Genomic DNA, 26,437 nt, shown 5'->3' on the forward strand with positions numbered 1-26,437 from the left:
TTCCGGACGGCTGGCCTACGTCGGTAGGTTAGGGCGTATGGCCCGTCGACTGTTGACGAACGCCCGTCTGAAGGCCGCCGCGCCGTGGGCGGGTCTGACCCTGCTCTGGTTCGTCGTCTCGGCCTCCGTCGGCCTGATGGCGTTCGCCAACGACAGCGAGCCGGTCACGATCGGCGCGCACACCACGCGCGTCTCGCCGACGTTCGACGGCGCCGCCACGCTCGACCTCGGCGCCATACTGCCCCGGCTGCGGTTGCGGATGGATCTGCCACTCGGCATCGGCGTCAACGTCGACGTGCAGGAGACCGACGCCCGCGATCTGAACGATCTGATCACCCGCGACGCCCTGATCGCGAGCCAGCCGGACGGTGAGATCGCCCGCGTTCGCCAGGTGGTCGAGCAGATGGCCCTGGACAACGCGATCGCCGGTGCCGGTGCGGGCCTGCTCGCCGTTGTGGTCGTCAGTACGACGTGGGGCATGCTCGGCGCGCGCCGCCGCCGTGAACTGCTGGCACTGCTGCACCACGACGAGCACCGGGTGGAACGACGTGCCCTGGTGCTGTTGTTGGCGATGGCAACAACCACTGCCGCGGTCGTCCTGCCCGGCCTGGTCCGTACGCCTGAGGTCGAACCGACCGAGTGGCGGCCCTTGGGCGAACTGCTGCCCGAGGTCCGTTTCGACGAACGCCTGCGCGGTATCGAGGTGGCGACCGGCTTCTCCACCACGGGTGGCATCGGCCTGATCCGCACGGCCGTCGAGACGTACGAGAAATCCACCAAGTTCTACGGCGCTCTGAAGGAGAAGGTGGTTCGCTCGGGCGGCCGGATCCGCCAGCCCGCGCCCGACGAGACCGTCGCGCTGCTGGTGTCCGACCGGCACAACAACATCGGTATGGACCCGGTGATCGGCGAGGTGGCCCGGGTCGCGCGGGCGAAGGTGCTGATCGACGCGGGCGACGACACGTCCGCGGGGGAGCGGTGGGAGGCCTTCAGCATCAACTCGCTGGCCCAGCAGTTCCGCGATCTGAAAGTTGTTGCCGTCGCCGGTAATCACGATGCGGGTGGCTACGTCACCTCGGCGATGAAGGCGAACGGTTTCACCGTGCTCGAGGGCAAACCCGTTGAGGTGGAGGGTATTCGCTTCCTCGGCGACAACGACCCGACCAGCACGGGCCTCGGCAGCAGCGACACGCCGGGCAAGGAAACGGTGGCGGAACAGTCCGAGCGGCTGGCCCAGGTGGCCTGCGAGCAGGACGAGGACCAGCGCATCTCGACGATGGTGGTGCACGACCCGGGATCCGGCACGGAGACGGCCAACCGGGGCTGCGCGACGCTCGTGGTCTCGGGCCACATGCACCGGCAGATCGGGCCCGAAACCAAGGAGATCGAGGGCCGTCAGACCACCACCTTCACCAACGGAACCACCGGCGGCGCGGCGTACGCCTTTGCCCTCGGCTACACCTTGCGCAGGCAGGCCCAGGTCACCCTGATCACGTACGAGGACGGGGTGCCGGTGGGCATGCAACCGGTGACGTTCGAGCTCACCGGAGAGCTCACGATCGGGTCGTACCGGCCGATCGGCAGTTTGTGACCCGCCGGTAAGGAGGGGGCGGACCACCGGGCCAGTGGTCTTGTAGGAGTAGGGTTTTGTGACGTGCGTCGCGCAAAGATCGTTTGTACCCTCGGCCCGGCTACTGCCGCCCCCGAGCGTGTCCTGGAACTCGTCCAAGCCGGCATGGACGTCGCTAGGCTGAACCTCAGCCACGGTGCCCACGCTGAGCACGAACGTATCTATCACCGGATCCGAGCCGCAGCGGAGGAGACCGGGAACAGTGTCGGCATCCTCGTCGACCTGCAAGGCCCGAAGATCCGCCTGGCCGAGTTCGCCGAGGGCAAGGTGACCTTGACCTATGGCGAACGCTTCACCATCACCACCCGGGAAGTCCCTGGTGACGTCACCATCTGCGGTACGACGTACGAGGGCCTGCCGGGTGACGTCAACCCGGGCGATCCGCTGCTGATCGACGACGGCCGGGTGGCCCTGGTCGCCGAGGAGGTGACCGAGACCGACGTGGTCTGCCGCGTCACCGTCGGCGGGCCGATCTCGAACCACAAGGGCATCAACCTGCCCGGTGTCGCCGTCAGCGTGCCCGCGATGTCCGAGAAGGACATCGAGGACCTGCGCTGGGCGCTGCACCTGCCGGCCGACATGATCGCGCTGTCGTTCGTGCGCGACGGTTCGGACATCCAGCTGGTGCACAAGATCATGGACGAGGAGGGGCTCCGGCTCCCCGTCATCGCCAAGATCGAGAAGCCGCAGGCGGTCGCCAACCTGGACGAGATCATCGAGGCCTTCGACGGCTTCATGGTGGCCCGTGGCGACCTCGGCGTCGAACTGCCGCTCGAGGACGTGCCGCTGGTCCAGAAGCTGATCATCGACCAGGCCCGGCTGAACGCGAAGCCGGTCATCGTCGCCACCCAGATGCTCGAGTCGATGATCTCGGCGCCGCGCCCGACCCGGGCCGAGGCGTCCGACGTCGCGAACGCGGTTCTCGACGGCGCCGACGCGGTGATGCTGTCCGGTGAGACCAGCGTCGGCCGGTACCCGATCGAGACGGTCAAGACGATGGCGCGGATCGTCGCCTCGACCGAGAAGCACGGGCTCGGCCGGGTCGCCGAGATCGACTGGGAGCCGCGTACCAAGGGCGGCGTGATCGCGAAGGCCGCGGCCGACGTGGCCGAGGCGATGGAGGCGAAGTACCTGGTCGCTTTCACGCAGAGCGGTGACACCGCGCTGCGGCTGGCCCGGTACCGCACCGAGATCCCGGTGCTCGCGTTCACGCCGGTGCCGGAGGTTCGGTCCTGGCTGAGCGTGGTCTGGGGTATCGAGACCTTCATCGTGCCGACGGTCGATCACACCGACGACATGGTCCGCCAGGTCGACCAGCGCCTGCTGGAGCTCGGCAAGCTGCAGGAGGGGGACCTGGTCGTCATCGTGGCCGGCAGCCCGCCCAGCATTCCCGGTTCCACCAACGCCCTGCGGATCCACCGCATGGGCGACGCCATCGCCGGTGTGGCGCCCGCCTATCGCAGCTGATTTTCTCTTCGCTGAACCGCCCTCTCCCTGATTGGGGGAGGGCGGTTTTCTGCCCCTACTGGGGAAGGGTGCTGGCCGATCGCTACGACCGCGGGCGGATCGTGATCGCGGGCCTGTGGATCCTCTCGGCCGCCTCGTACGCCGTGGCCATCCCGACCGAGCAGGCCATCGTCGCCGACGCCGCGGGCCTCGGGCTCGGCCGCGCGATGGGCATCTACGAGAGCGCCACGTTGCTAGGGGCAACCATCGGCGCCGTCACCGCGGGCTTTCTCTATCAAACCGGCAACGGCTGGCAAACCGCCTCCCTGGCCGCGGCCGCCCTCCTGCTACTCACCGCCGCCTTCGTCCGCCCCGCCCTCCGCGCCACCAACACCCCCAACCACCCCGCCCCAGCCCCACCTACTCCCACGGCCAGCAAGCCACCGGCTCAAGCCCTCACCGGCGATCCAGCCGCCTCCACCGAGGCCCTGCCCAAATCCCAGCCCTCAACCGAAGCGCCGGTTCAGGCTGCGACCGACGCGCCGGCTCAGGCCGAGACCGAAGCGGCGGAGCTGAGTCCGGCCGAAAAGACGCGCAAGGACCTCCGCCGGCTGGCCTCCCACGCCGGCATCTTCACCCTCGCCCAACTGGCCCTGATCCTGATCGGCCACTCCTGGCTACTCGACACCATCCAGCACGGCCCGCCCGCGGGCGGGCGCTGGTGGAACTGGCTCGGCGGCAATAACACCCGCTCCACCAACGCCCTAACCAACATCGGCCGCATCTGGCTCATCATCTTCACCATCGACCTCCTCTGGACCCTCACCACCGCCCTACTCCGCCACCGCCGCCCCAACCCCTAGCCTTGGCTGAGCACCTTCGGGTGAGCCCCGGTTCGGACTGACCGGCGGGACGCGCTACAGTTTTCCCTGCAACCTGGCCGGGTTGGCGGAACGGCATACGCGATGGTCTCAAACACCATTGCCCGCAAGGGCTTGTGGGTTCGAATCCCACACCCGGCACAAAATTGTCGGTGCCGCGAGGGATCATCTCGCATGGCGCACATTCGTTCACAGGAGACTGTCGACTCCGCGCTGCGGATGTCTGACAACGGCGTGAGCGATCGCGCCAACGCTGATATCCACGGCGTGGCGATCAAGACGATCCGCCGGTGGCGACGGCAGTATCGCGAGCTCGGGTTGCCGAGAGGACAGGCGTTCCCGGCGACGCCGTGTCCGCGGTGCGATGGTGCGGAGCTGGATGAGGCCGCCTACGCACAGCTTCTCGGCTGGTATCTGGGCGACGGTCATATCGTCCTCGCGCCCCGCGGCGTCTACGTCTTGTCGATCGCCAACGACGCGAAGTACCCAAGGCTGAACGAGGAAATCGCTGGCATCATGCGGCGGGTCAAACCGACCGGAAGTCCCTGTATGCGCAGCGGACCGGCCATTCGTGTCGAGGTGCGCTGGAAGCATTGGCCCTGCCTCTTCCCGCAGCACGGCCCTGGGCGAAAGCATCTCAGGAAGATCGAGTTGGCTGGTTGGCAGCAGGAGATCGCCAGGAAGTACCCGGAGCAGCTGCTACGCGGACTCTTTCATTCGGACGGCTGCCGGTTCACCAACTGGACCGAGAAGCCGATCGGTGGAGCGGTGAAGCGCTACGAATACACGCGGTACATGTTCTCCAACGAATCCGAGGACATCGTCGGCATTTTGACCAACGCGTTGGATCAGTTGGGGATCGCGTGGCGCAGGCCGCGACGGAACGCGATCGCGGTCAGCCGGAAGGAGGCGGTGGCGGCGCTGGATCGGTTTGTGGGCCCGAAGAGCTAGTGGTGCGCTGGCGCGGGGTGGTGGGTCGATAGGGTGGGGGTGTGACTGGGAAGCGAGTGGTGATCGCCGAGGACGAGGCGCTGATCCGGATGGACCTGGCGGAGATGCTGGCTGAAGAGGGCTATGACGTCGTCGGGCAGGCCGGGGACGGCGAGGAGGCCATTCGGCTGGCGACGGAGCTTCGGCCCGATCTGGTGATCCTGGACGTGAAGATGCCGAAGCTGGACGGCATCAGCGCGGCGGAGAAGATCGCGGGGGAGCGGATCGCCCCGGTGCTGATGCTGACGGCGTTCTCGCAGCGGGAACTGGTCGAGCGGGCGCGGGACGCGGGCGCGATGGCCTACCTGGTGAAGCCGTTCTCCAAGACGGACCTGCTGCCGGCGATCGAGATCGCGGCTTCGCGGTACGTCGAACTGGCCGAGCTGGAGCGTGAGGTCGCGGACCTGGCCGATCGGCTGGAGACCCGCAAGCTGGTGGACCGGGCCAAGAGCGTGCTGCAGACGAAGTTCGGGCTGTCCGAGCCGGACTCGTTCCGGTGGATCCAGAAGACGGCGATGGACAAGCGTGTTTCGATGCGCCAGGTCGCCGAACTGGTCGTCGACGAAGCCGGCACCTGACCGCGCTCGGTAGCGATCGGCCCGAGGCGCAGCCGCGCACCCAAAACGGCCATTTCGCTGCCTGACCCAGCCCGGACCGATTCTTTCGGCCGACGTTAATCACCCGCTGTGCGTGGTTAAGCCGAAAAGCGCGAACGACGCACTTTCGCGAGGCAATTCCATCCGTATTGGCAAGCGTTTCCCAGGCTTGCCGCAGCGCCGTAGTAGATGGCGAAACCGGCCCGGCCGCACGACGAAGTCACTGGTCAGCGGTGGCCCGGCGGTCGACCGCGGATGCCTGGAATGCGGCCCGCGGCGGCCGATCGTTGCTTATTTACCGCGAGCGGCAACAAATCCGTCAAACCATCGCCCGCTCCGGCCACTGCGGAATCAATTGACCTGCGGCCGACGGTATTGAGATGCCCACGAACGAGATCCGCCATGCCCGGCCGCGCGCGCATTTGCATATTCTTTACACTTCACGCAGAGCTGACCCCGAATCGCGGTTAGCAAGCAAAAAGTTGCTCAGCGTGACCGTCTCAGAGGGTGGGACAGTCGCGACTGATAGCCATGGTGCTTACAGCGGTAACGACCTGGCAACACACGCTGCTGGTGGTTCGCTCCCGGTGGCGGAACAGGTCTAACCTGCGGGTGCTCGCGGCATTCGCGGGGGTCCGGGCCGTTTCGCCCGGGGTATCCAGATATGGGAGGAACAGTGCACCAGCGTTCCGTAGTACGGGTCGGTGCGTCGCTGCTTGTTGCGTCGCTCGCCCTGACGGCTTGTGGCTCCCGCGGCGGTGAGACCGGCGGCGGCGGTGACGACAAGAAGGTCGCCAAGATCGGCATGATCGTGCCGCTGTCCGGTGACCTGGCCGCGCTCGGCCTCGGTATGAGGAACTCCGCCGAGCTGGCGATCAAGCAGGCCAACGAATCGAACGCGATCCCTGGCTGGAAGCTCGAGCTGGACGCCAAGGACGACGAGGCCAAGGGTGACGTCGGCGCCAACGCCGCCACCAGCGTCGCCGGCGACAAGGAGACGGTGGCCGTCATCGGCACGCTGAACTCCGGAGTCTCCGAGAAGGTTCAGCCGATCCTGAGCTCTGCCAAGATCGCGCAGATCTCCCCGGCGAACACGAACCCGTCGCTGACCCAGGGCCCCGACTGGAAGACCGCCCCGAAGCGGACCTACCCGGGCTACTTCCGTACCTGCACCACGGACGCCATCCAGGGTCCGTTCGCGGCGCGCTACCTGTTCGAGACCGCGGGCATCAAGAAGATCGCCACGGTGCACGACAAGAAGACCTACGGCCAGGGCCTGGTCGAGAGCTTCTCCGAGGAGTACAAGAAGCTCGGCGGTGTGATCGCGGTCGCCGAGACGGTCAACCCCGACGACACTGACTACAGCGCCGTCATCTCGAAGATCAAGCCGGCCGGTGTGCAGGCCGTCTACGCCGGTGGCGAGTCGCCGGTCACGGGCCCGCTGGCCAACCAGATGAAGACGGCCGGTCTGAAGATCCCGCTGATGGGCGGCGACGGCATGTTCAACGCCAAGTACCTGGAACTGGCCGCGAAGAACGCCGAGGGTGACCTCGCGACCTCCGTCGGCGCGCCGCCGGAGACCCTGCCGTCGGCCAAGAAGTACCTCGAGGACTACAAGGCGGAGAGCTTCAAGGACCCGTACGAGGCCTACGGCCCGTACGCGTACGACGCCGCGCTGGCCATCATCGAGGCGCTCAAGGTTTCGCTGAAGGACGCGGCGGACGCGACCAGCGCCCGCCAGCCGACGATCGACGCGCTTGGCAGTGTCAAGTTCGACGGTGCGACCGGTGCGGTGTCGTTCGACCAGTACGGCGACAGCACCGCCAAGGTGCTGACGACGTACCAGGTCAAGGCCGGCAAGTGGGTCGCGGTTGAGACCAAGGACTTCGCCAAGCCGTAAGTAGTTCGCAAGAACACCTCGTGACTCCGGGGGTGGGAGCCGAAACCGCGCTCCCACCCCCGCAGCATGCAGGTCGTCCCTCGGAGAGGCCCGAATGGATCAGTTCCTTCAACAACTCATCAACGGTTTGTCGCTGGGAGCGCTCTACGCGCTGATCGCGGTCGGCTACACCGTTGTGTACGGCATCGTGCAGTTGATCAACTTCGCCCACGGCGAGGTGTTCATGATCGGTGGCTTCGGCTCGCTCACGGTCTGGCTCGCGCTGTTCGACGGCAACACCGCGGTCTGGGTGCTGCCGATCATGCTGATCGGCGCGATCGCCGCCTCGGTCGGTATCGCGGTCCTGATGGAGCGTTTCGCCTATCGCCCGCTGCGCAACGCGCCGCGACTCGCGCCGTTGATCACCGCCATCGGCGTGTCGATCTTCCTGCAGGAGTTCGTGCGCCTGTTCTACGACAAGATCCCGGGCTTCCCGAGCGCGAAGGCGAAGATCGCCTATCCGCCGATCGAAACCGTCACCGGCGCGCCGTTCCAGGTCGGGGGCATCAGCATCTCCCGGCCGACGATCTTCACCTTCGCCGCGCTGGCGGTGTGCGCGCTGTTCCTCTGGTACTTCGTGAACCGCACCAAACTGGGTCGTGCCATGCAGGCGACCTCGCAGGACCCGGACACGTCCCGGCTGATGGGTATCAACGTCGACCGGATCATCGTGATCGCGTTCGTGATCGGTGCCGCGCTGGCCGCGGTCGCCGGTGTCGCGCACGGCCTGCGCAATACCAACATCGAGTTCAAGATGGGCTTCACCGCCGGTCTGAAGGCCTTCACGGCCGCGGTGCTCGGTGGCATCGGCAACATCCAGGGCGCCGTCGTCGGTGGTCTGGTGCTCGGTGCGGCTGAAACCCTCGTGACCGAGTACGTTCCCGGTCAGTTCGGTGGCAGTAGCTGGAAGGACATCTGGGCCTTCGTGATCCTGATCGTCGTCCTGGTCTTCCGTCCGCAGGGCCTGATGGGTGCAAAGGTGGTGGACCGCGCATGAAGCTCAAGACTCCTGACGCCCTCGTGGCCCGCTATTCCGGTGCCGCGTTCCCCGCGATTCTGGCCGGCGCGATCCTGCTGATCGCCGGTTCACTGATGGCGTGGACGTACGACCGCTCGATCATGGGCGATCTCACGATCTACTTCTACCCAGCCGGTCCGCAGTGGCTGACCTTGCTCGCCGGTGTGCTCGCGATCTTCCTGATCCTCATTCCGCGGTTGGGATTCCTGCACGGTCTGGCGGAGCACTTCAATCCCGCGGCCGCGCTCAAGGCACTGGGTACGACGACCCTGATCGCCGTGGTGATCCTGCTCGGCGGCATCGTCCAGCCCCTTGGTGGTCTGGTCAATCTCGACCCGGGCGCGTGGGTGGCGTTCGCCGGCGCGCTGGTGCTGTTCCTCGGCTCGCGGGTGCTGCCCCTGCCGGAGCCCACCGACGCGAGCGACGTACGGCTCAAGAGCACGCTCGAAATCCTCGTCATCGTGGTGATGATGTCGATCGCGCTGTTCGGTTCGGCGTACATCCTGGGCATCGACGAGTCGTGGCACTTCACCGGTCTGCTGATCTTCGTCGGTGGTCTGGTGCTGGCCACCTTCCGGTTCGGCTACTTCGGCTGGGTGGCGCACCTGGCCAACCGGCACCGCCGGGTACTGACGCTGGCCGCCTTCGCGGTCGCGTTCCTGTTCCCGTTCACGCAGGACGGCTCGGACGCGAACATGTCCATCGCCGCGCAGATCCTGATCTTCTCCGCGACCGCCATGGGCCTGAACATCGTGGTCGGCCTGGCCGGTCTGCTCGACCTCGGCTACATCGCGTTCCTCGGTTCGGGTGCGTACGTCGCGGCCATCTTGTCGGCCTCGGCGTTCTCGACCGTCGACTGGCAGCCGCCGTTCATGGTGGTCGTGCTGATCGGTGGTGTGGTGGCCGCGATCTTCGGATTGATCATCGGTTCACCAACGCTACGCGTGTCCGGTGACTACCTGGCCATCGTGACGCTGGGCTTCGGTGAGATCTTCCGTCTGGGGATGAACAACCTGGACGGCTCGAACGGCCCGGACCTCACCAACGGCCCGAACGGTATCGCCGCGATTCCGAACCTGAACTTCTTCGGGTTCGACTTCGGTGCGACCCACGAGGTCTTCGGCCTCACGCTCGGCCGCTTCTCGAACTACTACTTCCTGCTGCTGATCCTGATCGCGTTCGTCATTCTCGTGTTCGCCCGCCTCAACGACAGCCGGATCGGCCGTGGCTGGGTGGCGATCCGCGAGGACGAGAAAGCCGCCGAGGCCATGGGCGTGAACATCTTCGGCCTGAAGCTGCTCGCGTTCGCGGTCGGCGCCTTCCTGGCCGGTCTGGCCGGCACGATCAAGGCGCATCAGGATGTTTCGGTCACCCCCGACCAGTACGTGTTCCTGGAGTCGGCCTTCCTGGTCGCCGCCATCGTGCTGGGCGGTATGGGCACGATCGCCGGTGTCCTGATCGGCGCCACCGTGCTGAAGCTGATGCCGGAGAAGCTGCGGTTCTTCGCGGAGAACCGGTTGCTGCTGTTCGGCCTGGTGCTGATCCTGATGATGCGGTTCCGTCCGGAGGGGCTGGTCGCGAGCAAGCGCCGGCAGCTGGAGTTCCATGAGGAAGACGAGGAACTCGCGGACGCCATTGAGAGTGATCTCCTGGTGGAGGATGTCAAAAAATGACCGTCACCGATGAAGTGACCCCGACGGCTCCGGCCGTGGGTGGTGTCGTACTGGAGGCCTCCGGGGTGACCATGCGGTTCGGTGGTCTGCTCGCGGTGAACAACGTCAACCTGACGGTCTCCGAAGGGGAGATCGTCGGGCTGATCGGGCCGAACGGCGCCGGCAAGACGACGTTCTTCAACTGCCTCACCGGCCTGTACAAGCCGACCAGCGGTCAGGTCCGGTTCGCCGGCAAGCCGTTGGCGCCGAAGCCGCGGCTGGTGGTTCGCGCCGGCATGGCCCGGACGTTCCAGAACATCCGGTTGTTCGGCAACATGACCGCGCTGGAGAACGTGATGGTCGGGCGTTACTGCCGGACCAGCTCGGGCGCGATCACCTCGATCCTGCGCGGGCCGAAGTTCCGCCGCGAGGAGCGGGAGACCCGGGCCAAGGCGCAGGAGCTGCTGGAGTTCGTCGGCCTCGGCAAGGTGTCGGAGCATCTCGCCCGCAACCTGCCGTACGGCGACCAGCGGCGCCTCGAGATCGCCCGGGCGCTCGCGACCGACCCGAAGCTCATCCTGCTGGACGAGCCCACGGCCGGCATGAACCCGCAGGAAACCCGGCAGGCCAGTGACCTGATCTTCAAGATCCGGGACTCGGGGCTGTCGGTCGTGGTGATCGAGCACGACATGCGGTTCATCTTCAACCTGTGTGACCGGGTGCTGTGCCTGGTCCGCGGTGAAGCCCTGATCGAGGGCACGCCCGCCGAGGTGCAGTCGGACCCGCGGGTGATCGAGGCCTACATCGGCGCCGGTGGAGACGATGACGATGACGACGTGCAGGACGCGGAGGTGAAGTCATGACCGCGATGCTCGAGGTCAAGGAGCTGGAGGTCGCCTACGGCAAGATCGTGGCGGTCAAGCGGATCAGCTTCTCGGTTGAGCAGGGCCAGGTCGTCACGCTGATCGGTACCAACGGTGCCGGTAAGACGACCACCCTGCGCACGATCTCGGGTCTGCTCCGGCCGACCCACGGCGAGGTCTGGTTCCAGGGTGAGCGGATCGACCAGATGGCTGCGCACGAGATCGTCAAGCGCGGGCTGGCGCACTCACCCGAGGGCCGCCGGATCTTTCCCAAGCTGACGGTGGAGGAGAACCTGCTGCTCGGTGCGTTCGCGCGCAACGACCACGGCGCGATCAAGACCGACCTGGACGCGGCGTACGACCTCTTCCCGATCCTGGGGGAGCGGCGCAAGCAGCCGGCCGGCACGTTCTCCGGTGGTGAGCAGCAGATGCTCGCGATGGGCCGCGCCATGATGAGCCGTCCCAAGCTGATGATGCTGGACGAGCCGTCGATGGGGCTGTCGCCGATCATGATGAAGCGCATCATGTCCACGGTGTCGGAACTGCAGGCGCAGGGTACGACGATTCTGCTGGTCGAGCAGAACGCCCAGGCGGCGCTGAAGCGGGCCGATCACGGCTACGTGCTCGAGGTCGGCAGCATCGTGCTGAACGGCCCGGGCCGCGAGCTGCTGGTGAACGACCAGGTCCGTAAGGCGTACCTCGGCGAAGACTGACCCGCCGTACGACGCAGAACCCCGGCCGCCCTCGTGGTGGCCGGGGTTCTTTCGGATCAGCGAATGACGAACAGGAGCTGGACCAGCAGCGGTGCGACGACCAGGGCGGGCAGCAGATCCGCGACCGCGATCTGCTTGATCTTCAGCAGTCGCAGGGCCACGCCGACCAGCAACAGGCCACCGGTCGCCCCGAGTGCGGCGACATGCGCGTCGGGCAGTACGTCGCCGAGCAAGGCGCCAACGCCCGTCATCAAGCCCTGGATCACCAGTACCACCAAAGCGGACGCGGCCACGCCCCAACCGAGGGAGGCCGCGAAGGCGATCGAGGCGAAACCGTCCAGCACCGCCTTGAGCAGCAACTGATCGGCACCGCGGCCGAGGCCGTCGGACAGCGCACCCAGAATCGTCAGTGGCCCGACGCAGAACACCATCGACGCCGAGACGAAACCCTCGACGAAGCGGTTCTCCTCCTCGCCGTTCTCACTGCGCCGGCTGAACCGGTGCTGTAGCCACGCGCCGAATCCCTCCAGGCGCTGTTCGATCCGCAGCATCGATCCGGTGATACCACCGATCAGCATGGCGCCGAGCACGATCAGGACCGGAGCGCTGTCGCCCACGGCGGCGCTGAGAGCCTCGTCCTGCACCGTAAGTGCCGACATGATGGCGATCAGCAGGGTGACCAGACCGAGGGCGTCGGTGACCAGGTCGCGGGTTCGGTGACTGAGACGATGCCCGATGAGTACGCCGAGTATCGACCCGGCGAGAATCGTCGCGACGTTCACGACAGTACCGATACCGATGAACAAGCCTGGTCTCCGATCACGTCGTTCGGCGGGATGCCGTAGTGCTTTGCAAGTCCGTCCGAAAGCCCTACTGTTGCGCGGGGATGAGCGTAACCGTCCGCCCGGTCGACATCCCGGGGGACCGAGACAGGAGGGCCGCCGTGCCGCCAGCGATCGTGGTGCGCGATGCCCAGGCCGATGATGCCGAGGCCCTGAACGGCTTGTGGCGCGAGATGACCACCGGTACCGGGCAGCAGTCCCGGGTGCTACCGCCGCCCACCGAGACGTCGATCCGGTCCGCGATCGAGCGTCACCAAGCCGATCCGAACGCGCGTCTGGTGGTCGCGTTGCTGGACGACGAGGTCGCGGCGATGGCCTTCCTGCGACGGATCGCGTTCAGCCCGGTGCATGACGACGCCACCATCACGGTGGAATACCTGCACGTGCTCAGTTCCGCGCGTCGGCACGGTCTCGGTAAGGCCCTGATCGCGGAGGCGGCGGCCTGGGCGGAGTACGAGAACAGCCCGCATGTCGCCGTACTGGCTCCCAGCGCGGCCCGGGAGGCGAACCGGTTCCTGGCCCGGTTGGGCCTCGGGCAGGCCGCCGTACTGCGCTTCGCCAGTACGCACACGATCCGCCGTCGGCTTGCGGCGGAACATGCGCCGAATCTGCTTGCGTTGTTGTCGTCGCGGCGTTCGGTGCTCGCGCGCCGGGCCGCCTTGCTGCACCGCGCGGGGGCTCCCGCCGTACCGGAAACACCGCCGCCCTCGTCCGCCGCCGCGGCTTCGGCCGGTCAGCCGGCTGCGACTGCGGCTTCGGCCGGTCAGTCGGCGTCGGGGGAGGGGGTGTCGCTGGGGGAGACGCTTCCGCTGAGCGAGGCGTCTTCACTCGCGGAGGCGGTGACGCTGGTCCATCCGGAGATCAGCTTGCCGGCTTCGGAATCAGCCGGAGCCTGAGCTCATTCGGCGGGTGGGCTCGCCGGAGCCTGGATCAGCTGGCAGGTGATACGTGCCGTGCAGATCCGCTTGTCGCGGTCGTCGGTGATCACCACGTCGTACGTCGTGGTGGTCCGGCCGAGATAGATCGCGGTGGCGACGCCGGTGACGACGCCGTCGCGGGCGGCGCGGTGGTGGGTCGCGTTGATGTCGACGCCGACCGCCACCTTGCCCATCGGGGCGCCATGCAGCACCGAGCCGATCGAGCCCAGGCTCTCGGCCAGCACGCAGGACGCGCCGCCGTGCAGCAGGCCGAACGGCTGCTCGTTGCCCTTCACCGGCATGGTTCCGACCAGCCGCTGGGGCGTGGCCTCGAGGATCTCGATGCCCAGCTTGTCGGTGAGCGCGCCGCGGTACATCTGCTCGCTGATCTCGATCTCGCCCACGAACTTCCTTCCGTCGATCGGTCTACCGAACAGTACAAGCAGCCGAAGCCGGATCGGCCGGGCGCTGGTCAAAATTGTCGGTGGTTAGCACTAGGCTCTTTCCGTGGCTGCAGACTCCAACACTTCGACCTTGACCAAGGACCCGGCGACCGGCGCAGATGGCGGCCGGCCGCGGATCCTGCTGCTGGACGGGCACTCGCTCGCCTACCGGGCCTTCTTCGCGCTGCCGGTGGAGAACTTCTCCACCAGTACCGGTCAGCACACCAACGCGGTGTACGGGTTCACCTCGATGCTGATCAACATGCTGCGCGACGAGAAGCCGACGCACATCTGCGTGGCCTTCGACGTCTCGCGCCAGACCTTCCGCTCAGAGCAGTACGCCGAGTACAAGGCCGGTCGCAGCAAGTCCCCGGACGAGTTCAAGGGTCAGGTCTCGCTGGTCAAGGAGGTGCTGGAGGCGCTGCGCATTCCGACCACCGAGATCGACGGCTGGGAGGCCGACGACGTCATCGCGACACTGGCCACCCAGGCCGACGCGATGGGCTTCGAGGTGCTGATCAGCTCCGGTGACCGCGACGCGTTCCAGCTGATCAACGACAACGTCACCGTGCTGTATCCCAAGCGCGGCGTCTCCGAGATCGCCCGGATGGACCCGGCCGCCGTCGAGGAGAAGTACGGCGTGCCGCCGAACCGCTACTCCGACCTCGCGGCCCTGGTCGGTGAGCAGAGCGACAACCTGCCCGGCGTGCCCGGTGTCGGCCCGAAGACCGCGGCGAAGTGGCTCAACCAGTTCGGTTCGCTGAACGACTTGATCGATCGTGTCAACGAGATCAAGGGCAAGGCGGGCGAGTCGCTGCGCGAGCACCTCGCCAACGTGATCCGCAACCGCCAGATCAACGAGCTGGTTCGCGATCTCACCCTCGACGTGTCGATCGACGACCTGGTCCGGCACCCGTGGGACCGGGAGAAGGTGCACACGCTGTTCGACGGCCTGGAGTTCCGGGTGCTGCGCGAGCGGCTGGTCGCCGAGCACGAGGAGACCGACGAGACGATCGAGGACGGCTTCGACCTGGACGGCACGCAGCTGTCCGCCGGTGAGGTCGCCGCCTGGCTCAAGGAGAACGTCTCCACCGGTGCGCGGACCGGTATCGCCGTACAGGGCAGCTGGGGTCGTGGCACCGGTGAGGTGACCGGGATCGCGCTGGCCACGGTCAGCGGCGCGGCGGCCTGGTTCGACCCGGGTGCGCTGACGCCGGATGACGACGAGGCCTGGCGGTCCTGGCTGGCCGACGCCAACCAGCCGAAGGCGTTGCACGACGCGAAGGGCCCGCTGCTGGCGTTCCTCGAGCGCGGCTGGACCCTCGGCGGGCTCACCTCCGACACCCAGCTCAGCGCGTACCTGGTCCGCCCGGACCAGCGGTCGTACGATCTGGCCGACCTCACCGTGCGGTATCTGCGCCGCGAACTGCGCGCCGAAGAGGCCGACAACGGGCAGCTCAGTTTCGACGACATCGAGGGTGGACCGGCCGCGGACGCGACGATGCTGCGCGCGCGGGCGATCGCCGATCTGGCCGACACCCTCGACGCCGAGATCGAGAAGCAGGCGGGTTCCACGCTGCTGTCCGATGTCGAACTGCCGCTGATCGATGTCATCGCGGGTATGGAGCGCCACGGCATTTTCGTCGATCGCGACTACCTGGAGCAGCTCGAGCAGCGTTTCGCGACCGGGGTGAAGGAGGCCGCCACCTCGGCGTATGAGGTGATCGGCAAGGAGATCAACCTCGGTTCGCCGAAGCAGCTGCAGGTGGTGCTGTTCGACGAGCTCGGCATGCCGAAGACCAAGCGTACGAAGACCGGTTACACCACCGACGCGGATTCACTGCAGTCGCTGTTCGAGAAGACCGAGCACCCGTTCCTGGCCTACCTGCTGGCGCATCGGGACGCTTCGCGTCTGCGGCAGACGGTCGAGGGCCTGCTCAAGACGATCAGCCCGTCCGACGCGCGTATCCACACGACGTTCAACCAGACGATCGCGGCGACCGGCCGGCTCAGCTCCACCGATCCGAACCTGCAGAACATTCCCATCCGTACCGAAGAGGGCCGCCGGATCCGCGAGGCCTTCATCGTGGGCGACGGGTTCGAGGCGCTGATGAGTGCCGACTACAGCCAGATCGAGATGCGCATCATGGCGCATGTCTCGGCGGACGAAGGCCTGATCGCGGCGTTCAACTCCGGCGAGGACTTCCACTCGGTCACGGCCGCACGAGTGTTCTCGGTCGAGCCCGGTGAGGTCACCGGCGAGATGCGGGCCAAGATCAAGGCGATGAACTACGGCCTGGCGTATGGACTGTCCGCCTACGGGCTGAGCCAGCAGCTGAAGATCGGCGTCGACGAGGCCAAGGGCCTGATGGACGAGTACTTCGAGCGTTTCGGTGGTGTTCGCGACTACCTGCGCAGCATCGTCAGCGACGCGAGCAAGTCGGGTTACACCGAAACGATCCTGGGCCGTCGCCGGTACCTGCCGGACCTGACCAGCGACAACCGTCAGCGTCGCGAGATGGCCGAGCGCATGGCGTTGAACGCGCCGATTCAGGGCTCCGCCGCCGACGTGATCAAGATGGCGATGCTCAAGGTCGAGGCCTCGCTGCGCTCATCCGGCATGAAGTCGCGGATGCTGTTGCAGGTCCACGACGAACTGGTCTTCGAGATCGCACCGGGCGAGCGCGAAGCCCTGGAGGAACTGGTCCGTCGCGACATGGGTGCCGCGGTCGAGATGGCCGTGCCCCTGGACGTCTCCATCGGTGTCGGCCGCTCCTGGCACGAGGCCGCCCACTGACCGCCGCCGAACGCCCCGCCCGGGAAACCGGCCAACCCGAGCCAAGGCCAAAACCACCCGCGCCAAGAGCGGGTTCACCTGCGCCGAGGCCGGCGCAGTCTGCGCCGATCTCAGGCCCGCCGGCGCCCAGGTCGGGGCAGTCTGCGCCGCGGTCGGGGCTTGCGGAGCCGAGGCCGCATGGCAAGGTGAGCGACAGCGCGGGCGTGCAGGTCGCGGCCGAACTGATGGCCGCGGTCGAGGCCTCGCTGGTCGACTCGCCGTACGTCGTGCGGCCTACCCGCGCAGGGTTCGACGTCGCGCTGAACCTGGTCGACGCCCGCTGGTGGTCGTTGTACCAGCGGCAGGGATTGCGCCATACGTTCGTGCAGCACGTTGCACTGAAGGGATCGAGCCGGCTCTACCGCATCACCGACGAGGCCTACGAGGTCGACTGGGCCGTCGGCGCGGGGGCCGGGCTCCAACCACGCCTGGGCGTTCGCATCAAGCACCGCGCCGGCAAGGTGGTCAACCTGACCTTCAGCCGCGCCTCCGCGGTTCGCGACGTACAGACGGATTACACCTTCTCGTCGGAGGAAGCCCGCCGCCTGATCACCACCGCCGCCCGCCGCCTCGGCTGGGCCCAACGCCTCGACCGCGCCCAAAAAGTCGGCATCATCATCGGCATAGCCGGCCTAGTCGTAGCCCTCACCACCATCTTCCTAGCCATCACCTACGCCTAACGCCGCGCACGCACCCGTCCCTTCGCCGCGTCCCACCGCCGCTCAGCGTCCGAGTCTCACCACGCGCCACCCGCCGCTCGGCGTCCGTAGGAGCATGCTGGCCACCACCCGGGCCCGCCGCGCGACTGCTCTCGCGATCGCTGCTCCACTACCGAGTTTTGGTGCCGCTACCCGGCTGCAACCGGGTAGCCGTGACAAAACTCGGTAGTCGCCAAGCTGAAACCTGGTAGTCGCGCCTGCCGCACCGCGCACCTCAAACGGCGTCTGAGCAGGGGGAATAACTCCTGCTCGGAAGCGGTTTCCCCCGCTTGGTCACCGTTTCCCCCGCTAGTGTCCTGAGTCGGAAGTTCGTGCACATCTCCGGCGCCCAGGCACGCACCTCGCGGCGTTGGAGAAACGGCCACGATGCTAGAGCATCGCGACCGCTTCTCCGCCTTGCGATGCACGCACCTGGACACCGGAGCTGAAGCACGAACTTCCGACTCAGGACACTAGGACTGCGAATCCAGGCCATCGCGGGCGAGGCCGGGTGGTACGGCGGAGCTGCTGACGTGACCGGTCGGGTGTGGCCGGGGCGCTTCGGTTGCGAAGGCGTTAGGTGGTAAGGAAGTGGGGCGTGGTCGGGCCACGTAGGGCTTCTTTGATGTTGCGGAGTTCGCGCGGCGGTATGTCGGGTAGGGTGTCGGGGGCGAACCAGCCGACGTCGAGGGACTCGTCGTCGTTCACGCGGGCTTCGCCGGCGATGGCGCGGCAGCGGAACGTCAGGTCGAGGTACTGCACCTTGTCGCCGTTCGGATAGGCCGAAGGTGGCAACGTCTCCATGCTCACAAGGCTTTCCACGCGCGCCTCGATACCGGTCTCCTCGAGGATCTCCCGGGCCAGCCCGATCGCCGGCTGCTCACCTGGTTCCAGAATGCCGGCCACCAGACCCCAGCGGCCGTTGGTCACGCGCTGGGCCAGCAGCACGTGATCGTCGTCGTTCAGCACGATCCCGGTGACACCGGGAAGCCACAAAAGGTCGTGCCCGATCTTCTCGCGCAGCGCCAGGATGAACTCGGGTGTAGGCATGAAACCGACCTTATTCCACCGCTTGTAAGCCCCCGCCCTGGCAACCGTCAATGGCTCGCGCGTTGCAGGAACTCCTGCTTGTGACGGCCTTTTCCCGCCCCTTACCTTCAGGCCACAACTAGTGAGGTGGGGATCAATGGGCGCGCGCCGATCGACAACGAATACGAGAACCTTGACCGGTCTGGCCGCGATCCTCGCGCTCGTGGCCAGCTTCATCGTGGCGCAGCCGAGTGCCACCGCCGCGACACCCGTTGGGCGACAGACGGCCGCACAGCTCAACACCGCCTTCAACACGTACGGCGATACCTCCGGGCGGTGGAGTGGGGCCGACGGCACGGCGTCGGTGACGCTGCCCGACGGACGTGTCGCCTGGCTCTTCTCCGATACCTACATCGGTCCGGTCAACGCCGACCACACGCGCCCGGCGAGTACGCCCATGATCAACAACTCCATGGTGCTGCAGTCCGGTGACGGCATGGAGTCGCTCTACCGCGGCACCACCGTCGCGCCGTCGGCTTTGATGGCACCGACAGCGGCCGGGGAGTTCTTCTGGGTGGGCGACGGCACTGTTGCCGGAGGCAAGCTTCGGGTTGCGTACCAGCGCTATGCCCGATCCGGTCAGGGTTCGCTCGACGTCTCCCTGCAGGGCACGAACCTGGCCACGTTCGACCTCACCACCTTCGCGCTGGAGTCGGCGCCCGCCTTGCCCGTGGGCAGCAAGATCGCCTGGGGCGTGGAGATGGTCGAGGACGGGGCCACCACCTATGTGTACGGCTCGGAGTACGTCGAGGAGACCAGGATGAGGTTCGCGCATGTGGCGCGGACGAGCAACGACCTCAGTGCCGCCTGGGAGTACTGGAACGGCAGTGGCTGGGTCACCAGCGAGTTGGCGTCGGCCAGACTGACGAGCGGGGTCGGCACCACCTTCGGTGTTCAGCGCGTGGCGGGCGGCTGGGCGCTGGTCACGCAGCAGGGCCACGGCATCTTCAGTTCCGACATCGTTGCTTACACGGCGACGGCACCGACCGGCCCCTTCGGCGAGGCGACCCATCTCTACCGCGCACCGGAGCCGACTCCGGGTAGCGAGAAGATCGTGTACGACGTACATGTCCATCCCAATCTGGCCACCCCCGGCAAGCTGCTCTGGTCGTACAACGTGAACACGCTGAGCGAGACCGGCAACAGCCAGGATGCCCGCATCTATCGGCCGCGCTTCGTGGAGACCTCTTGGCCGGTGCCGGCGCCCGATCCCTCGTTGGTGCCCGCGAAGGTGACCGGAGTTGGTGTCACTCAGAACACCGACGGCCAAGCGGTCGTGACTTGGGCAGCCACCCCGGGCGCGACCAAGTACTGGCTGTACCAGCGCAATGTCACTGATGGACAGACCGCTTTCGCCCGCAACGCCGAACCTCTTACCACGCTGTCGGACGTGGTGCCGATGGTTCGCCATGGCAAGAACTACCAGTTCCGGGTGACCGCAGCCAACGCCACGGGTGAAGGGCCGGTGTCGGACTCGGCTGGAATCACCATGAACGTCTTACCGCCGGCGGCGCCGACCGGAATCACCGCGACACCGGACGGCACGACCGGTGGGGTGCGGGTCGGCTGGCAGGGCGTCGCGGGCGCCTGGAACTACGAGGTGTTCTATCGCGACACCACTGTCCCGGACGAGGGCTTCGAGGCGGCGACGATGGCAGGCCCCGACGCACGGAACCTGCAGGTGAAGAACCTGAATCTGGGCCATCTCTACGAGTTCTACGTGATCGCCAAGGGTGCCGGGGGAAACTCCGCGCAGTCGGCCCTGGTGACCGCGACGCCCGTCGGCATTCCGCCGGCCACGCCGGCCAGTTTGACCGCGACAGCCACGACCACGGGGTCGATCCGGCTGGCCTGGACGGCGTCGACCACCCCCGACGTCTGGTACTGGGTCTACCAGCGTGACGTGACGGCGGACGAGGACTTCGTCAGGCTCCCGCTGCCGATCTCAACCGGTACGTCGATGGAGGCCGGCTACCTGGCCGATGGCCACCGGTACGAGTTCGCGGTCTCTGCCTACGGCGGTGGCGGCGAGTCGGCGAAATCCCCAGTGGCGGCGGCGGTTTCGGCGTACCCGCAGCTGGGCGCGCCCACCGGGCTGACCGCGACGGCGGGCAACGGCGAGGTGGTGCTGAAATGGACGCCGCTCGGGGCGGACACCTGGTACTGGGTGCATCAGCGCGATGTGACGGCCGGGGAAACCGCCTTCACCAAGCTCCCGCTGCCGATCTCCTCCGGCTCGACGATGACGGCGGGCTACCTGTCCAACGGACACACCTACGAATTCAGGGTTTCGGGTATCGGCCCGAGCGGTGAAGGAGCCTTGTCCGCGGTCGTCTCGGCCACGCCGAAGTTCCCGCCGCCCGCGCCGGTCGCCGGTGTGACCGCGACCGCTGAGGCTGATGGCGACATTGCGGTGAAGTGGACCGATCGGGCGGACACGTTCTTCTGGATCTACCAGCGCGACGTGACCGCCGGAGAGGCGTTCCGAAAGCTGCAGTACCCGTCGGACAAGGGCAGCTTCACAGCCAGTGGCCTGAAGCACGGTCATGTCTACGAGTTCAAGGTCCAGCCGCACGCGTACGGCGTCGACGGACCGATCAGCGCGGTGGTCCGGGCCACCTCCTTCTATGCGAAGCCGCCGGCACCGACCGGGTTGGTTGCCCGCGCGATGGGCAACGCGACGATCAGGCTCGACTGGAACGGCCCGGCCGGCGTGACCTTCTGGGTCTACCAGCGGGACGTGACTGCCGGCGAGGCGGCCTTCACCAAGCTTGGTCTGCCTTCGCTCGACAAGACGGCCGAACTCGGATTGATGAAGGCCGGCCACAAGTACGAGTTCAAGGTCGCCGCCGAGAACCAGGGTGGTCTGGGTGCCCTCTCAGCCGTCGCGTCCGCCACGTCGTACGGCGGTTTGCCGGGCGCGCCGAGCGGGTTGACGGCGACGGCGCTGAACAAGCAGGTCAGGTTGTCGTGGACCGGCAGTTCGACCGCGGGCGTGCAGTACATCGTCTATCAACGCGATCTGACCGAAGGAGATCCGTGGCAACGGCTGCCGCTGCCGATCACCGGAACGACGATGACGGCGGGCTACCTGGCGAACGGTCACACCTACGCCTTCCGGGTGACTGCGCAAAACGGTATCGGTGAGAGCGGTGGTTCCAACACCGTGCAGTCCAAGCCGATGCCGCCGTTCCCGGTCGCGCCGGCATCGTTGAACGCCTCGCCGGAGAACGGCGCGGTGTCGCTCAGTTGGTCGGCCAGCGCCACTCCGGAGGTGCTCTACTGGGTCGAAATGCGCCCAGCCGGTGGCGTGTGGGATCGCCTCCCCTTGCCTGTCAGCGGCACCTCGCTGCGGGTGAACCTGTTGCGGAACGCGGTGACGTACGAGTTCCGGGTGCGTGCGAACAACCTGAGTGGAACGTCTTCGCCGTCTCCCGTGGACACGGCGCGGCCGATGCCACCGGCGCCGACCCCGCCTGCCACCCTGACGGCAACGGCGGGAGACCGCAGGGTCGCCATCGACTGGTCGGCCAGCAGCGTGGCTGGTGTCTACTACTGGGTCGAGTACCGCATTGCCGGCAAGGGGTGGATCCGGTTGCCGTACCCCGTGGTCGGTCAGACTCACCTGACCGTACTGCCGTTGGCGAACAAGACCCGGTACGAGTTCCGGGTGCTTTCCGCGAACGAGCGCGGGGTATCGGCTCCGTCGCCAGTTGCCGCCGCGACACCGATTCCGCCGCTGCCCGTGGCGCCCTCGATCTGGTGGACCGGTGAGTTCAATGGTGGGGTCGACCTATCCTGGTCCGATAACACCATCGACCCGGAGCAGTACGAGATCCGTCGGGTGCATGGCGTGACAGGGGTGGTTCGCTCGCATTGGACGACGGATCGCAAGGCCCGCCTGCGAATCCCGGTCCAAGAGGAGTACCGCTTTCAGGTGCGGAGCTGGAATGTCCGGGGCTGGGGTCCATGGTCGGCCGCCAAGTCGGCCGTGCCGCGCACGACTTGGTATCCGTTCCACACGGACCGGCCGGGGAGCGACAAGGTGAACGCGCTCGCCGAATCCATTGTCGGAGGGCGGAACTGCAAGTCGACCGACAGGCAGAACATCTGTTTCAACACCGACCTCACGCTCGGTCAAAAGCGCCCGATGACGTTGGGCGATTACCTCGGCTATCCCAACAGCGAAGACGTCTGGGATCTGAAGATCAAGTGCGAGGCGCAAGAGCGTGCCGGCCTGGCACGTGCGCTCGGCACGGCCACGGCGCTCGAGAAAGGGCCTGACCTGCAGCGGCACGAAGCAGCGCACTCCGAGCAGTGGGCCCGATGGGGACTGGAGTTCGGAGCGATGTACGGCGCCGCCGACCTCATCGCCCGCCGAAACGGCACGCAGAACAAGTTCGAGATCGATGCGAACCTCTACCACGGCAGCTACTGGCGTCACAGTGCTACGCCGGAAATCTGTCCCCGGAAGTCGGCGCCGGAGCCGGTGGAATGACGACGCAGTGGAGTCGACGGGTAGTTGCGTTGCTTGGAGCGTTGGTCGTCGGTTCGACAGGATCATCTGTACCTGGCGCGGTGGCGCGGGTTTCGGCGTTGGTGGCGGATCCGGCGGGGTTGGTGAATCCGATGATCGGGACCATGCATCAGCCGGGGCAGGTGGGGAATGCCGGCGGTACCTTTCCCGGTCCGAGCGCGCCGTTCGGGCAGGTTCAGTGGGGGCCGGATACGTCGCCGCGGTTCCCGGGTGGTGGGTATGACTACAGCGCCACGGCGCTGGGCGGGTTCGGGATGACGCGGATGAGTGGGGCCGGTTGCCACGCGTACGGCGATTTGCCCTTCCTGCCGATCACCGGGACCGTGCCGGCGAACAAGGATGACGCGACCGTCGGGTTCAAGCACACGAACGAGACGGCCCGCGTCGGGTACTACGGCCTGCTGATGAACAACAACGTGCGAGTCGAGCTGACCACCAGTTTGCGCGCGGGCCTGGGCCGATTCACCTTCCCCGCGGGCGTGGCCGCGACGATGCTGCTCAAGGGTTCGGGTGGCGCGGCAGCGTCCGAGGGCGATATCAACGCCGTCAGCACGACAGAGGTCACCGGGTGGACCGGAGCCGGGGCCTTCTGCGCCAGGAAAGACCAGCATTACAAGCTCTACTATGCGGTCAAGTTCGACAAGGCTTTCTCCGCGCCCACGGTTTGGCCTGGCAAATGGCCTTGGGTAACTGGCGACGGCGGGATGGCATTGACATTCCCAGCCGGCACGGTGGTGAAGGCGAAGGTCGGGATCTCGTTCGTGAGCGTGGCGAACGCGCAGGCCAATCGGGACACCATGGCGACGTGGGATCTCGCGGCGGTCGAGGCGACCACCAAAACCGCGTGGAACAACCTGCTGACCGGAATTCAGATCGGTGGTGGCACGCTCGATCAGCAGAAGACCTTCTACACGGCGTTGTACCACTCGCTGCTGCATCCGAATGTGTTCAGCGATTCCAACGGCCAGTACATCGGCTTCGACAAAGTGGTACGGACTTTGCCGGCCGGACAGTCCTTCTTTTACGCGAATTTCTCCGGCTGGGATACCTATCGAACGCAGATACAGCTGACGGCGTTGGTGGCTCCATCGCAAACCTCGGACATGGTCAGATCGCTGTTGCTGAATTACGACCACAGCGGCCGACTACCGAAATGGCCGGTGGCGAACGGCGAGAGCTACATGATGGTGGGTGATCCGGCCATTCCCATCATCGCCTCGGCGTACGCCTTCGGTGCGCGCAACTTCGACGCCACCAAGGCGCTGAACGCGATGATCGACCAGGCCACCGGGCGCAGCGACATCAGGCCGGGCAACGGCTATCTCGACACCCACGGCTATCTGCCCACCGATGGCGGGTTCGACTGTTGTCACCACTACGGCACGGTTTCCACCTCGCTGGAGTACAACATCGCCGACTTCGCCCTCTCGGCCTTCGCGAAGGCTCGCGGCAATTCCGCCGCGGAGGCGAAGTTCCTCGGCCGGGCACAGGGGTGGCAGTACCTGCTCAACCCGCAGTCCGGGTTCATGCAGCCGCGCAGATCGACCGGCGCGTGGAAGGAGAACTTCGACCCCACCGTTTTCGACCAGGCCGACTGGGCCGAAGGCAACGCCTGGAAGTACACGCCGATGGTGCCGTTCAACGCGCAAGGCCTGATCGCGGCCAAGGGTGGCCCAGTGCCCATGAACCAGTACCTCGACACGCACTTCCAGACGCTCAACCAGATCCCCGGCTCGTCCGCGTGGATGGGCAACGAGCCGAGCTTCGGTACGCCGTGGCTGTACGCGTACACGGGTGCGCCGTACAAGACGCAACAGGTGGTCCGGCGGGTCCAGAACGAGCTGTTCGGCAACCGGATCGACGGCCTTGCGGGCAATGACGATCTCGGCTCGCTCTCGTCGTGGTACGTGTGGTCCGCGCTCGGGTTCTATCCGGCCGTGCCCGGTACGGCGGACCTGGTGCTGGGCAGTCCGTTGTTTCCCGAGACGGTGATCCGGTTGCAGGGCGGCAAGTCCCTGCGGATCAACGCGCCCGCCGCGACGGCCGCAACGCCGTACGTGCAGAGCATGACCGTGAACGGCGCCACCTGGGACAAGGCCTTCCTTGCTCCCGGGCTGATCTCCGACGGCGGTCTCGTGGACGTGGTCCTCGGCGCGCAGCCGAACACGGCCTGGGCGGTCAACGGCAAACCCCCGTCGTACGGCGCTGACGCCATGGCCGTCGCGGACAGCACCGGCACGAGCCACGACGCGGCGCCGGGGGAGTCGAACTACGACGCTTTCGGCTCGGGCTATTCCGTGGAAGCCCTGGCGGCGAAGGGATTCGTGCCGGGTAGCAAAGTGGTTGCCGGTGGCATCGGTTACACCTGGCCGAACGTCGGCGCGGGCCAGCCGGACAACGCCATCGCGGCGGGCCAGACCCTTCAGGTGGCGAGTCCGCCCGGCGCCAACCGGATCGGCATTCTGGGCAGTGCCGAGGGCAATTCGGCCGGTGTTTCCGGTCAAGCCCTGATCAGGTACTCGGATGGGACCAGTCAGGCCGTCGAACTCGGGTTCAGCGACTGGACCCTGGCCGGTGGAACCGCCGCGGTAAGGCCGGACAACCAGATCGCGGCGGACATGTCGTACCGGAACAACTACTGGGCCGGTGGGCCCGAGCAAGTCCGTACGTACCTGTACAGCACGTCGTTCGCGATCGATCCGGCCAAAACCGTGGTCGGCGTACAACTCCCGGCCCCGGCCGCGCCTGGACGGCTGCACGTGTTCGACGTCGGATTCGCCGGGCATCGCGACAACGCGGGTATCAGCGACGACACCAAACTCGGTACGGCCGACTACGACAACGGCGCGGCGAGTTACTCCCGCCAGGCGCTTGTTGCCGCTGGCATCAGTCCGGGTGGCCAGGTGGTGCGTGATGGCGTGACCTACACCTGGCCAGGGACGGCCGCGGGGGATCGGGACAACTACGTGGCCGCGGGCCAGACCGTGCCCGTGGCGCCGAAGGCCGGTGCGACCAAGCTCGGCCTGCTCGGTTCGGCCGAGGGCTGGCCGACAGGCGTTTCCGGTCAGGCCACGATCGTGTACACCGACGGCACTCGCCAGGCGGTGACGATCGGCCTGACCGACTGGACCCGTGGCGGCGGCACGGAGGCGGTTGGGCACGGCAACTCCGTGGTGGCGACGATGCCGTACCGGAACTGGACACCGTTCGGCCGGCAGACCATCACCACCTATCTGTACGCCGAGACCGTGCCGCTGGCCACGGGCAAGACCGCGGCGGCCATCGTGCTGCCGCCGCCAAGCGGAGGCTTCGGCCGCATGCACGTCTACGCGGTCGCGGCGGGATAG

General features: G+C 66.8%; 18 protein-coding genes and 1 tRNA gene. 16 read left to right on the forward strand and 3 right to left on the reverse strand.

The features are described from left to right. The first annotated feature begins 37 nt into the window (after nt 1-37). The 11 genes from ACFFGN_RS14040 to ACFFGN_RS14090 all read left to right on the forward strand — a co-directional run bounded on the left by ACFFGN_RS14040 (nt 38) and on the right by ACFFGN_RS14090 (nt 11,728). Nucleotides 38-1,591 (forward strand): metallophosphoesterase family protein, encoded by a 1,554-nt coding sequence (locus ACFFGN_RS14040; RefSeq protein ID WP_380047358.1) that lies wholly within the window; start codon nt 38-40, stop codon nt 1,589-1,591. A 63-nt stretch (nt 1,592-1,654) separates the two neighbouring features. Beyond that, nucleotides 1,655-3,097, forward strand: coding sequence for a pyruvate kinase (gene pyk / locus ACFFGN_RS14045; RefSeq protein ID WP_380047360.1), 1,443 nt, complete (start codon nt 1,655-1,657; stop codon nt 3,095-3,097). 68 nt (nt 3,098-3,165) lie between these two features. Next, nucleotides 3,166-3,939 carry an MFS transporter gene (locus ACFFGN_RS14050; RefSeq protein ID WP_380047362.1) on the forward strand — a complete coding sequence of 258 codons (774 nt, stop codon included), beginning with the start codon at nt 3,166-3,168 and terminating at the stop codon, nt 3,937-3,939. A 76-nt stretch (nt 3,940-4,015) separates the two neighbouring features. Then, nucleotides 4,016-4,098: transfer RNA gene (locus ACFFGN_RS14055), tRNA-Leu, on the forward strand. Between the two features lie 33 nt (nt 4,099-4,131). Continuing rightward, complete coding sequence (locus ACFFGN_RS14060; RefSeq protein WP_380047364.1) at nt 4,132-4,908, forward strand: transcriptional regulator; 777 nt, start codon at nt 4,132-4,134, stop codon at nt 4,906-4,908. A gap of 41 nt (nt 4,909-4,949) precedes the next feature. Then, a complete protein-coding gene (locus ACFFGN_RS14065) occupies nt 4,950-5,525 on the forward strand; it encodes an ANTAR domain-containing response regulator (protein ID WP_380047366.1) in 576 nt (191 codons plus the stop codon). 694 nt (nt 5,526-6,219) lie between these two features. After that, nucleotides 6,220-7,443: a branched-chain amino acid ABC transporter substrate-binding protein gene (locus tag ACFFGN_RS14070; RefSeq protein WP_380047367.1), complete on the forward strand. Its 1,224-nt coding sequence runs from the start codon at nt 6,220-6,222 to the stop codon at nt 7,441-7,443. Between the two features lie 94 nt (nt 7,444-7,537). Beyond that, the gene (locus ACFFGN_RS14075; protein ID WP_380047368.1) at nt 7,538-8,479 is read left to right on the forward strand and encodes a branched-chain amino acid ABC transporter permease; all 942 of its coding nucleotides are present in this window, start codon (nt 7,538-7,540) and stop codon (nt 8,477-8,479) included. Beyond that, complete coding sequence (locus ACFFGN_RS14080) at nt 8,476-10,173, forward strand: ABC transporter permease subunit (protein WP_380047369.1); 1,698 nt, start codon at nt 8,476-8,478, stop codon at nt 10,171-10,173. Before ACFFGN_RS14075 ends, ACFFGN_RS14080 begins: the two co-directional genes overlap by 4 nt. Then, nucleotides 10,170-11,015: an ABC transporter ATP-binding protein gene (locus ACFFGN_RS14085; protein WP_380047371.1), complete on the forward strand. Its 846-nt coding sequence runs from the start codon at nt 10,170-10,172 to the stop codon at nt 11,013-11,015. Before ACFFGN_RS14080 ends, ACFFGN_RS14085 begins: the two co-directional genes overlap by 4 nt. Next, nucleotides 11,012-11,728 carry an ABC transporter ATP-binding protein gene (locus ACFFGN_RS14090; RefSeq protein ID WP_380047373.1) on the forward strand — a complete coding sequence of 239 codons (717 nt, stop codon included), beginning with the start codon at nt 11,012-11,014 and terminating at the stop codon, nt 11,726-11,728. Before ACFFGN_RS14085 ends, ACFFGN_RS14090 begins: the two co-directional genes overlap by 4 nt. 56 nt (nt 11,729-11,784) lie before the next feature. On the opposite strand, the gene ACFFGN_RS14095 is transcribed toward ACFFGN_RS14090, so the two are convergent. Beyond that, nucleotides 11,785-12,534, reverse strand: coding sequence for a DUF554 domain-containing protein (locus ACFFGN_RS14095; RefSeq protein WP_380047376.1), 750 nt, complete (start codon nt 12,532-12,534; stop codon nt 11,785-11,787). Between the two features lie 137 nt (nt 12,535-12,671). Here ACFFGN_RS14095 and ACFFGN_RS14100 point away from each other — a divergent pair, with 137 nt between their 5' ends. Continuing rightward, nucleotides 12,672-13,466 (forward strand): GNAT family N-acetyltransferase, encoded by a 795-nt coding sequence (locus tag ACFFGN_RS14100; protein WP_380047378.1) that lies wholly within the window; start codon nt 12,672-12,674, stop codon nt 13,464-13,466. A gap of 2 nt (nt 13,467-13,468) precedes the next feature. Here the strand turns inward: ACFFGN_RS14100 and ACFFGN_RS14105 are convergent, their stop codons facing one another. Further along, complete coding sequence (locus ACFFGN_RS14105; RefSeq protein ID WP_380047380.1) at nt 13,469-13,891, reverse strand: PaaI family thioesterase; 423 nt, start codon at nt 13,889-13,891, stop codon at nt 13,469-13,471. A 130-nt stretch (nt 13,892-14,021) separates the two neighbouring features. Between ACFFGN_RS14105 and polA the strand changes: the two genes are divergently transcribed. Both polA and ACFFGN_RS14115 read left to right on the forward strand, forming a co-directional pair. Continuing rightward, nucleotides 14,022-16,727 (forward strand): DNA polymerase I, encoded by a 2,706-nt coding sequence (gene polA / locus ACFFGN_RS14110; RefSeq protein WP_380048734.1) that lies wholly within the window; start codon nt 14,022-14,024, stop codon nt 16,725-16,727. A gap of 185 nt (nt 16,728-16,912) precedes the next feature. Then, nucleotides 16,913-17,446, forward strand: coding sequence for a hypothetical protein (locus ACFFGN_RS14115; protein WP_380047382.1), 534 nt, complete (start codon nt 16,913-16,915; stop codon nt 17,444-17,446). A 594-nt stretch (nt 17,447-18,040) separates the two neighbouring features. On the opposite strand, the gene ACFFGN_RS14120 is transcribed toward ACFFGN_RS14115, so the two are convergent. After that, entirely contained in the window at nt 18,041-18,514 is a 474-nt protein-coding gene (locus ACFFGN_RS14120; protein ID WP_380047384.1) for an NUDIX hydrolase, read from the reverse strand. Nucleotides 18,515-18,650: 136 nt separating this feature from the next. Between ACFFGN_RS14120 and ACFFGN_RS14125 the strand changes: the two genes are divergently transcribed. Together ACFFGN_RS14125 and ACFFGN_RS14130 are read left to right on the forward strand one after the other, a co-directional pair. Then, entirely contained in the window at nt 18,651-23,051 is a 4,401-nt protein-coding gene (locus tag ACFFGN_RS14125) for a DUF5005 domain-containing protein (RefSeq protein ID WP_380047386.1), read from the forward strand. Beyond that, nucleotides 23,048-26,437: a GH92 family glycosyl hydrolase gene (locus ACFFGN_RS14130; protein ID WP_380047388.1), complete on the forward strand. Its 3,390-nt coding sequence runs from the start codon at nt 23,048-23,050 to the stop codon at nt 26,435-26,437. The genes ACFFGN_RS14125 and ACFFGN_RS14130 overlap by 4 nt, the downstream gene beginning before the upstream one ends.

Source organism: Kribbella deserti (assembly GCF_042434725.1).
In the GTDB taxonomy this organism is placed as follows: Bacteria; Actinomycetota; Actinomycetes; order Propionibacteriales; family Kribbellaceae; genus Kribbella; species Kribbella deserti.